An 11,741-nucleotide genomic window follows, 5' to 3' on the forward strand; every position below is an offset into this window, starting at 1 on the left:
ACGCACCCTATTGATGGTGGTTCGCCACCGCATCCTGAAAGGATATGAGGATTATGTCTCAGTCTCCCTATGATTCTTCCCAGCCCATCGTCGGTATTGTGATGGGTTCGGATTCGGACTGGTCGGTCATGGAGGCCGCCGCCGAGGTGCTGGACGAGTTCGGCATCCCTTACGAGGCTGACGTCGTTTCGGCGCACCGCATGCCCGAGGACATGATTGAGTACGGCAAGAAGGCTCACAACCGCGGTATCCGCGTGATTATTGCTGGCGCCGGCGGTGCCGCTCACCTGCCCGGCATGCTCGCCTCCGTCACCGCACTGCCCGTGATTGGTGTTCCGGTTCGCCTGAAGAACCTCGAGGGCATGGACTCGCTGCTGTCGATTGTCCAGATGCCCGCCGGTGTTCCGGTGGCTACCGTCTCCATTAACGGTGCTCGCAACGCTGGTCTGCTGGCCCTGCGTATTCTGGGTTCGGGCACTGACGCATTCGCTCAGCAGGTTCACGCTGACCTGCGCGAATTCTCTCAGGATCTGCGCCAGACCGCGATGGACAAGGGCGCAGCTCTGCGCACCCGCGTTGCCGAGGCGAAGGCTAAGGCAGCCGCTGAGCGCGAGGCGGAGGAAAGCTCCTCCGCACCCCGCCCCACTCCTGCACCCGAAGCGTCGTCGGAGCCCCAGGCTTACGTTCCCTAAGCTCGGATACACTAGAAGGATGAGCAATATTCTTCAGTCCGATATTTGGGCACGTTTTCAGGAATCTAATGGTCACACCGTGATCCGTAAGAGCGGTAACGGCTGGTCGTACCTTGCGACCGTTGAGGGCGGCACTACCGGCCGCTACCTGTACAGCCCGTACGGACCGGTCGCCTCCAGCGCTGTGGCTTTTGATGAGGCTCTCACGTCGTTGAAGGAAGAGGCTGCGAAGCATCGTTGCCTGTTTGTGCGCATTGAGCCTACTGAATCCGCTATTTGGGGCAACCAGGATGCGGCTGCTTTCTTGGCTCGTCGCGGTGCGGTTCTGGCTCCTCGCCAGGTGCAGCCTTCGCACACGCAGATTATTGACCTTTCGGGCTCTGAGGACGAGATTCTCAAGGGCATGAAGTCCAATAACCGCAACCTGCACCGCAACATCCACAAGAAGGGCGTGACGATTGAGGTGTCGACGAACCCTGAGGATTTGTCGATTCTGTTCGCGTTCTTGGATGAGACCGCAGACCGCAACGGCTTCAACCGTCAGCAGGATGACTACCTGATGCAGGTGGCTCGTGTGCTGATGCCCGCCGGCGCGGCGTCGCTCTACATTGCGAAGCTGGCAGGCGAGAATGGCGAGAGCACCCCGATTGCGGCGGCGTTCGTGTACGACTCGGACGACACCCGCACCTACGCGCACGCGGCGGCTTCTTTCGAGCATCGCCGCCTGTCCGCGGGTATTCCGGTGGTTACGAACTTCATCCTGGACGCTAAGCGTAAGGGTCTGAAGTACGTTGACCTGTTCGGTATCGCACCGGAGGATCAGCCGGACCACGAGTGGGCTGGCTTCACGAAGTTCAAGAAGTCCTTCGGCGGCGAGTCGGTGGAGTACCCGGGTACCTGGGATGTTCCGGTCACCTCGTTGGGCTACCGCGCCTACACCCTGGCGTACAAGGCTCGCCCTGCGGTTCGCGATGCAGTGGCAAAGGCGAAGGCAAAGGTTCAGTCCTTCCGCTCTCGCTAACGACTTCAGGCGCCCCGCTCTGGGTATGTCCTGAGAGCTAAAAGCTAAATATACGAGCTCAATATACGGGCTCAATATACAAGGGAGCCGCCCCCGACCGAGTTCTTCGGTCGGGGGCGGCTCCATATGTTTGGGGGCTACCTCAAAGGCTTAGGCTTCGCCGGGGCTCTTGGTGTGCGAGAGAATCTCGCGCAGGCGGGAGAGGCGGTGCTCAGCCTCAACGGTACGCACGGTGCCCGAGGAGGAACGCATGACCAGCGACTGGGTGGTCACAACGTTCTTGCTGTAGCGCACGCCGCGCAACAGCTTGCCGTCGGTGATGCCGGTTGCGGCGAAGAAGCAGTTGTCGCTGGTGACCAGGTCGTTGGTGGTCAGCACGCGCTCCAGGTCGTGACCGGCTTCCAGTGCCTTTTCGCGCTCAGCCTCGTCGGTCGGTGCCAGACGGCCCTGAATCACGCCACCGGTTGCCTTGATAGCGCACGCTGCGACGACGCCTTCGGGGGTGCCGCCGGTGCCGAGCATGAGGTCCACGCCGGTGTTCTCGCGGCAGGCTGCGATAGCGCCTGCGACGTCACCGTCGAGGATGATGCGGGTACGGGCGCCTGCATCGCGAATCTCCTGGATGAGCTTGGCGTGGCGGGGGCGGTCCAGCACGCAGACGGTCAGCTCGCTGACCTTCTTGCCCTTAGCCTTAGCGACCAGGTGCAGGTTCTGCTTGACGGGCAGGCGCAGGTCCACGAATTCTGCGGCTTCGGGGCCGGTGACCAGCTTCTCCATGTAGAACACTGCGGAGGGGTCGAACATGGTGCCGCCGTCTGCCACAGCAATCACGGAGAGGGCGTTGTCCATGCCGAGTGCGGTCAGGCGGGTACCGTCGATGGGGTCAACTGCCACGTCGAGGGAGGGGCCGGAGCCGTCGCCGACGTTCTCGCCGTTGTACAGCATGGGAGCCTTGTCCTTCTCGCCTTCACCGATGACGACGGTGCCGTTGAAGTTGACGGTGGAGAGACGGTAGCGCATTGCGTCTACGGCTGCACCATCTGCGAGGTTCTTTTCGCCTGCGCCAACCCAGGGGCCTGCAGCAATTGCTGCTGCTTCAGTCGCGCGGACCAGTTCCATTGCGAGGTTGCGGTCGCCGTGGTTATTGTTCGTAGTCATAGACTCACCTTCGAGATTTCTGAATACACTGTCGGCTGGCTGGTTCTTTCCAGCACGAAGTCGCCGACGCAGTAGTGCTCCTTTCAGGATAGCGCGCTCAGGCTTCGTTTTTCTTGTTCTGAACGAGTTTGCGTGCGTGTTGACTTTAAGGTGAGCAGATGCGGCAAATCGGTGAGGGCTGCGTCTCTCTTCGAGGTTTCATATGCTCTGAGGCGCTGATTTTGGGTGCTGTGAAGGCGCGCCAAACTAGCTATTTTTCGCATTTTTAAGGCATATTTGAGGTAGGTTCTTTCTCCGGGAGGCTCCCGGCAAGGAGCTGAGCTTCAGCGCGAGCGCCTGAAGCCCCACATACCCGTTCGCAGATTCGCTGGCTCCGACGGCACGCGTTATCTGTATTTGTCCGCTAAGGAGCATCATATGGCCGGCATCCAACCGACTCCCGCAGAAGCATGGAAGCGTCTGAAGGACGGTAACCGCCGTTTTGTTGAGGGTAGCAATGAGCACCCCAACCAGGACACGATTCGCCGTACCGACCTTGCATCGGGTCAGTTCCCGTTCGCCTCGATTTTCGGTTGCGGTGACTCTCGCCTGGCGGCGGAGATTATTTTTGACCTGGGTCTGGGTGACGCGTTCGTGGTGCGTACCGCCGGCCACGTGCTGGAGAACGCTGCGCTCGGCTCGTTGGAGTACGCGGTTGAGGAGTTTGAGACCCCCATCGTGATGGTTCTCGGTCACGACTCCTGCGGTGCTGTGACCGCAGCCAGCAAGTCCCTGGAATCCGGCGAGATGCCGCACGGCTTCATCCGTAACCTGGTGCAGCACATCCTGCCTTCGGTGATGTCCCCGAAGCTGCCGGAGAACCCGACCGTCAACGACATGGTGCGTGAGCACACCCGCCAGACCGCTATCCGCATTATTGAGCAGTCCCACATTATTTCGGATGCGGTGGTTGAGGGTAAGGTCGCCGTGATTGGTGTCTTCTACCACCTGAAGGAGGGTAAGGCGGAGCTGGTGTTCAGTTCGCAGGACCTGACCCTGCCGGAGGAGAAGAACAATGGTCAGAACCCGCCGACCCAGGCGCTTCCGGTGGTCGTGAAGACTCCCCCGCGCGTTGTGGTTGCCGAGAACCTGGACTAGATTTCCTCTTCTCCGCTCGTTACGAGCCTTAGTGCGAGAACCCACACGCTCGCACTTAACAACAGATTTTTCTATGGGATACCCCCGCCACGGTAGCGTGTTCGCACATCTGCCGGGGCGGGGTTTTTCTGCGCCTTCTCACGCCGCAAAATTTATGAGCGTTTTTCCTCTTTTGACACCTTTTCAAGGCGACGTAAGCCACTTTGAACGCCTATCCTAGAGGTATGGCTGAAAACATTGAATACCGCATTGAACATGACACCATGGGCGAAGTTCGCGTTCCGGCTGATGCACTCTACCGTGCACAGACCCAGCGCGCAGTCGAGAACTTCCCGATTTCGGGTCAGACCCTCGAATCCGCCCATATTCGTGCGCTTGCCCTCGTGAAGAAGGCAGCCGCGACCGCCAATGAGGAACTCAAGGTGCTCGACGCTGAGCGCGCCCAGGCTATCCGCGACGCAGCGGATCTGGTAGCAACCGGTGACTACGACGCCCACTTCCCCATTGACGTCTTCCAGACCGGTTCCGGTACCTCCTCGAACATGAACGCGAACGAGGTTCTGGCAACCCTGGCAACCCGTTCCCTGGAGTCTAAGGGCATTGAGGTTCACCCCAATGACCACGTGAACGCTTCTCAGTCCTCCAACGACGTCTTCCCCACCTCCGTGCACGTTGCTGTGACCGAGGCTCTGGTGAAGGACCTGATTCCCGCTCTGGAGGTGCTCGCTGAGTCCCTGGAGCGCAAGTCCGTTGAGTTCAAGGACGTTGTGAAGTCCGGTCGTACCCACCTGATGGATGCAACCCCCATCACCCTGGGTCAGGAGTTTTCCGGCTACGCCGCTACCGTGCGTTACGGCATTGAGCGTGTGAACGCTTCCCTGCCTCGCGTGGCTGAGGTTCCCCTGGGTGGTACCGCTGTGGGTACCGGCATTAACACCCCGGACGGCTTCTCCGCTCGCGTGATTGAGCTGCTGGCTGAGGAGACCGGCCTGCCCCTGACTGAGGCTCGTAACCACTTCGAGGCTCAGGCTAACCGTGACGGCCTGATTGAGGTTTCCGGTCAGCTGCGCACCCTGGCGTACGGCCTGATGAAGATCAGCAATGACATCCGCTGGATGGGTTCGGGCCCGAACACCGGCCTGGGCGAGCTGCACATCCCCGACCTGCAGCCCGGTTCCTCGATTATGCCCGGTAAGGTCAACCCCGTGATTTGTGAGGCTACCATCATGGTTGCCGCTCAGGTCATCGGTAATGACGCAACCATTGCTCTGTCTTCTACTAACGGCGCGTTTGAGCTGAACGTGGGTATTCCGGTGATGGCTGCTAACCTGCTACAGTCGATCCGCTTGCTCGCTAATGTCTCCCGTGTTTCGGCTGAGAAGATGATTGACGGCCTGACCGCTAACGTTGACCGTTGCCGCTTCCTGGCTGAGGCTTCGCCGTCGACCGTGACCCCGCTGAACAAGCTGATTGGTTACGAGGCTGCTGCGAAGATCGCTAAGTACTCGGTGGCTCACAAGGTGACTGTCCGTGAGGCTGTTGTGGCTCTGGGTTACGTGGAGCGCGGCGAAGTGACTGAGGAGCAGCTGGATGCGGCTCTGGACGTCACCAAGATGCTGGGCAACTTCTAATCTCACCCGCCTGAACCTCGGTTGAGGTTCGCGGCTTAACCATAGAGGGAGGGGCGACTCGCCATGACGGCGGGTCGCCCCTCCTTCTGTCTGTGTTCTCTGCCCCGTCATTGAGTTGGTAGCAGGTTCTCACTATTGTTCAACGATATTGAACACTTTGAACTGTTTATAGTGGACCAGCGTGTAGATGAGGCAGAGTACAGCCGGGATACTGACGACAAGCGCAGCGTTGAAGGAGCCGAGATGGTCAAGCATCAGTGCTACCGCGCCCATGGAGTACAGCGTTCCTAGTCCAAACACGGCACCGTCAAGGGAGCTGGCACGCCCCAGTAGCTCATTCGGTGTAATGCAGTCACGCAGATTGTTGGAGAAGATGAAAGCTGATGCCCATCCTACGTCCAGTATGAAGAGTAGGGCACCGAGCACTACGGGGTTATTGCTGACGGTGACGAGCGGTATTCCGAGCAGGGATACGAGATTGGCGACCAGCAGCATTCCTCGTGTGTTCTCGAAAGAGAGGAAACGATCGATGATGAGTGCCGCGACAATACCGCCGATACCGCTGCAGGCCATAATCATGCCTACCACTGAGGCTTCAAAAGTGAGTTCCTCGTACAGGCGGTAAATAATGATGAGTGAATACGACGCCGTAGCTGCCGCCAAGAAGAACGTGTAGACAAGGATAAGTCTCTGCGGGGCGCCGGAGAACATGTATTGGATACCGTCAAACATTCGGTGAATAAACCCATGTTGTGCGGTTTCGCGTTGCTCAGTTTTAGCTTCCATCTCTACGGATGGCAACGTTGCGTATGAAATAGTTGCCGCCCCGAAAAGGAGCACCGGGACGATAAGACCGACCGTTGCACCCGCAACAAGAACAATAAATCCTGCCGTAGGGGGCGCAATGATTGCGGATATTCCCTCGCAAATTTCACGACGTGCGTTGTACGAAAGAAGGTTTTCTCGTCCGAGAAGCTGCGGGATATATCCTGCTTCTGAGGCAGCAGCCAGTTCGGAGAAGACACCGCTCACAAATCCTAGTGCGGCGATGGCGAACCATGACAGCATATGCTGCTCAATCATCAACGCCAAGGTAAGGATGCTGAGGATGTTTACTGCCCCGGCAATCACAATCATAGGTTTTCGAGGCAGACTATCCGATAGGGTTGCTAGCGGATATGCCAAGGCGATATTGGGGATTTGCATGGCTACCGCCATCACGCCGGCCAGCCCAATTTCGCCTGTACTAGCGAGAATCGCAATGGGTAGGGCGAAGGAATATATTCCTGTACCTACCAGAGAGCCGATAAGGGCTACGTAGATTCTCCAGGGTATTTTGTGTGTTGTCATGCCTTACTCCTTCCAGGACGCGTCAAAATAGCGACCAAGAATTGCGATGAACACAATGAGCCTAGTTCACAGAAAAATGGCATGCCTTAAAGATTTATAGGCAGAGTAAAAGGAAAGCGACCACGCTCACCAGAACATCACGTGAACGGATTTTTCTCGGGTTACTGACTAATACGGGGCCGTCACTCCCAATGTAACCCGCGTCATATATAAAGCATCTCATGTGCACCACTCATAACTCGACACACAGGCACAACTTAAAGTAAAAAAGACATAAACAAGGCAAAGCCACAGCAAAACTTGGGATTTTAGCTCTTCAATCCCACAGAAAAACAGGAAGAACCATCCAATAACATGTAACAAACTGTCACAAAAATGCGGGAGGGGCGACTCGCCATGACGGCGGGTCGCCCCTCCTTCTGTCTATGCACGCCTCAATCAGCGGCTTCTGTTCAATCCAAATAGCCGGTCTAGTACTCTTCCGGCGGCACCGATTCCAGCCCAAAACGGCAGTGGCCGTCATAGTTCAGCGCCGCATCAATACGGTCCAGCATCCGCTCCGAAAGTAGTGCACGCTCCGCCGGGTCAGACACATCCACCCAACGCACCTGCGAAGACTCCTCATCGTTCACCTTCGCCTCACCGGAAACCCAGCGGCACAAGAACGTATGATCCAAGAACTGGCAACGGTCACCATTGCCGAACTGCATCGGCGGGTCAGCCTTCACCTGCGCCAGCTCCAGCACCTCAATCTGCACGTTCGCCTCCTCCTGCGCCTCACGCAGGCAGGTCAGTGCGGGGCTCTCCCCCGGGTCCACAATGCCCGTAATCGGGGTCCACGCCCCGTTATCGCTACGGCGCACCAGCAGCACCTTAGAATCCTGTTCACGGTACACCACCGCCGTCGCGCCGGACAGCCACAGGTAGTCCGAGCCGATCCGCTCACGCAGCTTACGGATAAAGGGAGGAGTAGGCATAACATCAACCTTTCAAAAGCCCCGGCAGTTCTACCGAGAAATAGGTGCTAGAGAGCAGAGCAAACAGCCGCGAGCCGCGCAAAGAATGAGCCCGCCGCCAAGCCGGACGGTCACCCCACTTCGGAATCTACCACAGAGAATACGCCGGAGCCGCCAACGCCACCAGCGCGCCCAGAAGCATAAACGGGCCGAAGGCAATGCGGGTGCTACCGTGCGCTTTCGTGAACAGCACCAGCGCCAGGGACACCAGACCACCGGCAAGGAAGGTCACCAGCGACGCCCAGCCCAGGTTCGCCCAGGACAGGTACCCGAGCACGCCGCCCAGGATTCCGGCGAGCTTCACATCCCCGCGGCCCAGCGCGCCGAAAGACAGAATACGCAGGAGCCCGTAGCAGAACCACAGCACCAAACCGGCACCAATCACGCGCCAGATATCGGCGGGGCGACCGGCAAAAAGCAAAGACACCGGTAGCGCCGTATAGGTGGCAATAGCCAGCGGAATCAGGATGCGGTGCGGCAGACGGTGCTCCCGCACGTCAATACGCCACAGACGCACGGTGCACCACAGAAAATACAGCAGGTAGCTGCCGAGCACCAGCGCGGCAAAAACGGAGGCGCCGCCTGCGTTGTAGAGGCGGGAAAGCTCAGTGAGCATAGAACGTCCATTCTGTAATGCTGGAGGCTACCAGTCGGGAAGCAAGAACCGAGAGGCAAACGCCGCCGGTACTAGAGCGTCTAAGTTCTAAGAACCGAAACGGCGGGAACGGTTCGCGTAGTCTCGCAGGGCACGCAGAAAATCAACGCGTGTGAAATCCGGCCACAGGGCACGGCAGAAATAAAACTCAGAATACGCGCTCTGCCAGGTCATGAAACCGGACAGGCGCTGCTCGCCCGAGGTGCGAATCAGCAGGTCCGGGTCCGGCATGTCGGAGGTGTACAGGTGCGAAGAAATATCCTCAACGCTCAGCTGTTCAGCAAGCGATTCCAAGGATGCGCCCTCAGCGGCGGCCTCACGCAGAACTGAGCGAACCGCGTCCACAATCTCCTGGCGGCCGCCGTAACCGACCGCAATGTTCACGCGAACGCCAGGCAGGTGCGCAGTCTGCTCAATCGCCCAGTCCAGGCGCTCGTGCAGCTGGCGAGGAATCAGATCAATATTGCCGATAGCGCGCACCGGACCGCAGGCGGACTCCACCAGACGCACCAGAAACGCATCAATCACAGCGACCAGACCGGTCAGCTCCTTCTCGGGGCGCTTCAGGTTCTCAGTGGAGAGCATGTACAGGCTCACCTGCGGAATCGACAGCTCAGTACACCAGGCCAGAAAATCAATAATTCGCTCCGCACCGGCGGCGTGACCCTCACGGGTGCTCAAGCCGCGCTGAGCCGCCCAGCGGCGGTTACCGTCCACCAGCACTCCAATATGTGCCGGCAGGGATTCAGGGCTCAGCGAGCGCGCCAGAGCCTGCTCATAGACGGTAGGCTCAGTGACAGTGCCGGGGTTGCTGGCGTGGCCGTGCACAGTAATCACGGGCAGGGCGTTGGCGCTCATAGCTCATACCTCATTCGGCTGTCGTGGCGGATGATTCAGCGGGCTCCTAACGAAAGAGCCCAAGCTCTTATTCTACGCCGCCGCACCGTACCTTCGCGGCAATCGGCATCACGGTTGGGCTGAGAATCGGCTCAAAATTTGTGGCGGCAGGTAAGGGCGTAGGGGGGGCGTGCGAAGGGACGGTACACCTCGAGTACGTAAGAAGAGCTGATGCCCTTCACCCACGATTCATATCGCGGGCGAAGGGCATCATTCGCTAACGTGGGGCGATGCACCCCAACCTAGATAACGTAGTAATCGCTCAGGCCCTCATCCAGGCTGGATTCGGGCAGCTGAACCTCAGCGTGCGAGGCAGCCAGAGTGTAGTCCTCCCAGGGCCAAATATCCTTTAGCTGCTCACTGGGCACGGCGAAGAACACACCGTTCGGGTCCACCTGCGAGGCGTGCGCGCGCAGAGCTTGATCGCGCTGCTCAAAGTGATCGGTCACCAGGATGCGGGTCGTAGTCTCGTGGCGAGGCGCCTCACCCGACGTTGCGCGGTGCGCAATGTTCTCAATCCAGCCGCTCAGCAGGCTCTCACCGTGCGTATCGAGCAGGTGCTCGTGCAAGGCTAGGGTGCGTTCGGGGTTGAATGCGCGGTCGTAGTAGAGCTTCTGCGGGGTCCAGGGCTCACCCTCCCCCACATATGCCTCGGGGTCGCCCGCCTTCTCGAATGCCTCCACGGCAACCTTGTGGGTCATGATGTGGTCGGGGTGCGGGTAGCCGCCAATCTCGTCATAAGTAATGATGATGTGCGGGCGGTACTCGCGGACCAGGCGCACCAGCGGAGCGGCGGCACGGTCCAGGGGCATGGTACCGAAGCTACCGAAAGGAAGCGGCGGCATCGGGTCACCCTCGGGCAGACCCGAGTCGAAGAAGCCAATCCAGCGGTGCTCAATACCCATAATCTCGCGGGCAGCCGCCATCTCAGCACGGCGCAGACCCGGCAGGTCGCGGTGCGCACGCGGGCTCTTATCGATCTCCTCGTTCAGGATGTCACCGCGCTCGCCGCCGGTCATCGTCGCCACCATGAAGCGGGCACCACGGGCAATATACGCCGAGGCGGTACCGGCGCCCTTGGAGGACTCGTCGTCCGGGTGTGCGTGCACCGCGAGGATGCGCAGACCGGTGTAGTCCTCCTCCAGCGGTTTGAGGGAGTCCACGGGAGGGTGAGTCGGCAGGTTTGCCTTCAGCTGTTCAATGGCTTCGCTCACGGTGGTCTCCTTTAGGTGATGCGCCAGGGGTCGATGATGTGTCTGTGACTCGCGAATGCGAGCGCTACACGGCAGAAATTTTACGGTTGTAGCTTCTCGTATGATACCCAAGGATAGCGCCGGTGTACTAGCGCAGATGACGCCGTGTGACATCGTGAAACGTGCCGTCATATCAGCAGATTCACGGGCATGAAACAGTCTGATACTGGCGGAGTGTTCAGCTACCGGTGTGCGTACCGACGAAGATGCGTTCAGAGGGGAAGATACGACCGGCATAACAGCCGAAAATCCTCCGGTGCTCTAGAATAGGTCTGTTGATTCATTCCGTTACCGGTACCGCCGCGCATTGAACGCGGCACGCGGTAGCGGGTTTATTCGTTTCGCACCGGCAGAGCCGGCGCATAAGCAAAGGACACGCATGGCTGAAAACACCGGTGCATGGCTCACTCAGGACGCCTTCGACCGCCTCACCCAGGAGCTGGAGCACCTCTCCGGCCCGTACCGCCAGGAAATCGTTGACCGCATCGCGCAGGCACGCGATGAGGGTGACCTCCGCGAGAACGGCGGCTACCACGCAGCACGCGACGAGCAGGCTAAGAACGAGGCGCGTATCAAGCAGCTCAAGCACCTGCTCGAAACCGCACAGATTGGTGAGGCGCCCGTTGATGACGGCGTGGTAAGCCACGGCATGGTCATCGAAGCTGAGGTTGCAGGCCGCACCCTGAAGTTCCTGCTCGGCTCCCGCGAAATTGAGGACACCCTCCCTGCCGGCACCGACCTAAAGGTCTTCTCCGAGAAGTCGCCGCTGGGTGCCGCAATCATGGGTGCTAAGCAGGGCGACGAGGTTTCCTACACCGCTCCGAACGGTAAGGAACTGAGCGCCAAGATTGTCTCCGTGACCCCCTACCAGGGCTAAGAGACTAGCCAAGAGGCTAGGGCTGAGAGACAGCGTTAGTTTTACAACAAAACA

11 protein-coding genes are annotated in these 11,741 nt (G+C 59.1%); 5 read left to right on the plus strand and 6 right to left on the minus strand.

The genetic code is table 11. The features are described 5' to 3' along the window. Positions 1 to 53: 53 nt before the first annotated feature. Complete coding sequence (gene purE / locus QZ540_RS03035) at positions 54 to 692, plus strand: 5-(carboxyamino)imidazole ribonucleotide mutase (RefSeq protein ID WP_294627632.1); 639 nt, start codon at positions 54 to 56, stop codon at positions 690 to 692. Positions 693 to 711: 19 nt separating this feature from the next. Further along, positions 712 to 1,713, plus strand: a complete 1,002-nt coding sequence (locus QZ540_RS03040) for a peptidoglycan bridge formation glycyltransferase FemA/FemB family protein (RefSeq protein ID WP_294627634.1) — start codon at positions 712 to 714, stop codon at positions 1,711 to 1,713. Between the two features lie 150 nt (positions 1,714 to 1,863). Here QZ540_RS03040 and glpX read toward each other — a convergent pair whose 3' ends face one another. Further along, entirely contained in the window at positions 1,864 to 2,871 is a 1,008-nt protein-coding gene (gene glpX, locus QZ540_RS03045; protein ID WP_294627636.1) for a class II fructose-bisphosphatase, read from the minus strand. 417 nt (positions 2,872 to 3,288) lie between these two features. Between glpX and QZ540_RS03050 the strand changes: the two genes are divergently transcribed. Both QZ540_RS03050 and QZ540_RS03055 read left to right on the plus strand, forming a co-directional pair. Continuing rightward, positions 3,289 to 4,008, plus strand: a complete 720-nt coding sequence (locus tag QZ540_RS03050; protein ID WP_294627638.1) for a carbonic anhydrase — start codon at positions 3,289 to 3,291, stop codon at positions 4,006 to 4,008. 224 nt (positions 4,009 to 4,232) lie between these two features. Then, the gene (locus tag QZ540_RS03055; RefSeq protein ID WP_070644148.1) at positions 4,233 to 5,639 is read left to right on the plus strand and encodes a class II fumarate hydratase; all 1,407 of its coding nucleotides are present in this window, start codon (positions 4,233 to 4,235) and stop codon (positions 5,637 to 5,639) included. A 132-nt stretch (positions 5,640 to 5,771) separates the two neighbouring features. On the opposite strand, the gene QZ540_RS03060 is transcribed toward QZ540_RS03055, so the two are convergent. The 5 genes from QZ540_RS03060 to mca all read right to left on the minus strand — a co-directional run bounded on the left by QZ540_RS03060 (position 5,772) and on the right by mca (position 10,771). Further along, entirely contained in the window at positions 5,772 to 6,989 is a 1,218-nt protein-coding gene (locus tag QZ540_RS03060; RefSeq protein WP_294627641.1) for an MFS transporter, read from the minus strand. Positions 6,990 to 7,459: 470 nt separating this feature from the next. After that, positions 7,460 to 7,966, minus strand: coding sequence for an NUDIX domain-containing protein (locus QZ540_RS03065; protein ID WP_294627643.1), 507 nt, complete (start codon positions 7,964 to 7,966; stop codon positions 7,460 to 7,462). Between the two features lie 127 nt (positions 7,967 to 8,093). Then, a complete protein-coding gene (locus tag QZ540_RS03070; protein ID WP_294627645.1) occupies positions 8,094 to 8,621 on the minus strand; it encodes a prepilin peptidase in 528 nt (175 codons plus the stop codon). 87 nt (positions 8,622 to 8,708) lie between these two features. Beyond that, positions 8,709 to 9,518, minus strand: a complete 810-nt coding sequence (uppS, locus tag QZ540_RS03075) for a polyprenyl diphosphate synthase (protein ID WP_294627647.1) — start codon at positions 9,516 to 9,518, stop codon at positions 8,709 to 8,711. A 281-nt stretch (positions 9,519 to 9,799) separates the two neighbouring features. Beyond that, on the minus strand, positions 9,800 to 10,771 hold the full coding sequence (gene mca / locus QZ540_RS03080; protein WP_294627649.1) for a mycothiol conjugate amidase Mca: 972 nt from the start codon (positions 10,769 to 10,771) through the stop codon (positions 9,800 to 9,802). Positions 10,772 to 11,189: 418 nt separating this feature from the next. On the opposite strand from mca, the gene greA reads away from it, so the two are divergent. After that, entirely contained in the window at positions 11,190 to 11,687 is a 498-nt protein-coding gene (greA, locus tag QZ540_RS03085) for a transcription elongation factor GreA (RefSeq protein ID WP_049327910.1), read from the plus strand. Positions 11,688 to 11,741: the final 54 nt, after the last annotated feature.

Origin of the sequence: uncultured Rothia sp., assembly GCF_916049665.1 — a bacterium.
GTDB lineage: Bacteria > Actinomycetota > Actinomycetes > Actinomycetales > Micrococcaceae > Rothia.

Bases quoted from the DNA above. Each gene is read 5' to 3' on its own strand.
- QZ540_RS03070 (WP_294627645.1), bottom strand. From the start codon at position 8,621: ATGCTCACTGAGCTTTCCCGCCTCTACAACGCAGGCGGCGCCTCCGTT.
- QZ540_RS03050 (WP_294627638.1), top strand. From the start codon at position 3,289: ATGGCCGGCATCCAACCGACTCCCGCAGAAGCATGGAAGCGTCTGAAG.
- glpX (WP_294627636.1), bottom strand. From the start codon at position 2,871: ATGACTACGAACAATAACCACGGCGACCGCAACCTCGCAATGGAACTG.
- QZ540_RS03060 (WP_294627641.1), bottom strand. From the start codon at position 6,989: ATGACAACACACAAAATACCCTGGAGAATCTACGTAGCCCTTATCGGC.
- QZ540_RS03055 (WP_070644148.1), top strand. From the start codon at position 4,233: ATGGCTGAAAACATTGAATACCGCATTGAACATGACACCATGGGCGAA.
- greA (WP_049327910.1), top strand. From the start codon at position 11,190: ATGGCTGAAAACACCGGTGCATGGCTCACTCAGGACGCCTTCGACCGC.
- uppS (WP_294627647.1), bottom strand. From the start codon at position 9,518: ATGAGCGCCAACGCCCTGCCCGTGATTACTGTGCACGGCCACGCCAGC.
- QZ540_RS03040 (WP_294627634.1), top strand. From the start codon at position 712: ATGAGCAATATTCTTCAGTCCGATATTTGGGCACGTTTTCAGGAATCT.
- QZ540_RS03065 (WP_294627643.1), bottom strand. From the start codon at position 7,966: ATGCCTACTCCTCCCTTTATCCGTAAGCTGCGTGAGCGGATCGGCTCG.
- purE (WP_294627632.1), top strand. From the start codon at position 54: ATGTCTCAGTCTCCCTATGATTCTTCCCAGCCCATCGTCGGTATTGTG.